Raw genomic sequence first — 1136 nt, 5'->3', positions numbered from 1 at the left:
TGTAATCGGTCAATACATCTGAGACTGGGGGACCGACTCCGCTTGCATTTTAGCCAAGAACTCCAGGGGCGCCAGCCCCCCCAGGGCCATGTGGGGCCTGCGGTGGTTGTAGTACGCCAGATAAGCGTCCAGCTCGGCCTGCAGGCGCACAAGCCCCCTTGGCAAGGGCAGGGTATAAAACTCGTCGCGGAAGGTGCGCTGCATCCGCTCCACGTGCCCGTTGAGCTTCGGGCTCCGTGGGGGCAGCACAAAGAGCCGGATTCCCAGGCTCCGGCAGGCTTCCTCAAACTCGGCCATGAACTCGCTCCCCCCGTCCACCTGGACGGCCCGGATGGGGAAGGGGGCCTTGGTCACGAGGGCGGAGAGGAATCCCGCCGCCAGGTTGGCCGTGGCCCTGGTGTGCACCTGGGCCAGGGAGAAGCGCGTGACCAGGTCCAGGGCCGAGAAGTGCTTGACCACCTCCCCGGGCCCTAGGGTCACGGTGAGGGTGTCCAACTGCACCAGGTCCCCGGGCGCCCTGGCCTCGTATCCCCGGGGCTTCCTCTGGGCGTAGGGCCTCTGGGGTCTTGGCCTCCCCTTGCCCCGCCTCGCCCGGGCCAGGAAGGCGGCCACCCTTTCCACCCGCCCCCTGGCTTCCAGATGGGCGAGGATGCGGCCCACGGTGCGCTCGCTGACCTCAAAACCTCCCTTCCTCAAGCTCCACCAGATGGGCCAGCGGCCCCAGGTGGGGTTTTGTCTCCGCAAGTCCTCGGTGGCGATGAGGAGTTCGGAGGTCCAGTGCACCTTCCGCCGTAGGCGTTTGGGGCGTTTGGGTTTCGGAAGAAGGCCTTTAAGTCCTTCGTCCTTGAGCCTGCTCCGCCAGCGGTGATAGGTGGCCCGGCTGATCCCCACCAGGGCCTGGATCTCGGGCCAGCTCACCCCGTGCTTCCTGAACGCCTCCACCTGCTTGAGCTTGCGCAGCCGTTCCTGGACCAGGGGGTCGCCGGCCCCCGCCATCTCCAGCTCCTGGGCCTTCCTCGCTCCTCGCCAGATCGCTTTGCCAACCGTGGTAAGCTGCACTCGGGGGGCCTCCTTCCGGAGTCGGTCCCCCTCTTTTTATCCCAGCCCAGAGTCTCACATGTGTTTGTCCGGGTTCA

General features: G+C 66.4%; 1 protein-coding gene. It reads right to left on the bottom strand.

All coding sequences use genetic code 11. The features are described from left to right. Nucleotides 1-9 precede the first annotated feature (9 nt). On the bottom strand, nucleotides 10-1059 hold the full coding sequence (locus L0C59_RS11040; RefSeq protein ID WP_026175045.1) for an IS481 family transposase: 1050 nt from the start codon (nucleotides 1057-1059) through the stop codon (nucleotides 10-12). Nucleotides 1060-1136: the final 77 nt, after the last annotated feature.

The organism is Thermus neutrinimicus (genome assembly GCF_022760955.1).
GTDB classification, from domain to species: Bacteria; Deinococcota; Deinococci; order Deinococcales; family Thermaceae; genus Thermus; species Thermus neutrinimicus.
Note: the sequence above shows the minus strand (reverse complement) of the source record. Positions and strands in the feature narration are given on the sequence as shown.